We start from the raw sequence: 241 nt of genomic DNA on the forward strand, positions 1-241 counted from the left end.
GATATCTTGAACGGTGATCTGCCTACTTACATTCAACTGGTCTACTAAAGCTCCGCCGGTTAAAGGGGAAGAGGACTCTTGTAACAACGATATGATTTTGTTCCTACGTTCCTCTCCGTGTAATCTTCGTTTATCTGACATGCTTGATTCCCTCTTTCTCTTCAATACATAATATGATTTTGTGGGCTGTTTCTCTAATCTCTTCTTTTGTTGTGTCACGGCCCAATGATATGCGAAAAAA

General features: G+C 40.2%; 1 protein-coding gene. It reads right to left on the bottom strand.

Translation table 11 applies throughout. The features are described 5' to 3' along the window. Positions 1–141, bottom strand: a 141-nt coding sequence (locus AOA59_RS33735; RefSeq protein ID WP_143522876.1) for an HTH domain-containing protein, incomplete at its 3' end; no start/stop codon positions are given. Positions 142–241 lie beyond the last annotated feature (100 nt).

It is taken from the genome of Pseudomonas sp. 2822-15 (assembly GCF_002742515.1).
Taxonomy (GTDB): Bacteria; Pseudomonadota; Gammaproteobacteria; order Pseudomonadales; family Pseudomonadaceae; genus Aquipseudomonas; species Aquipseudomonas salomonii.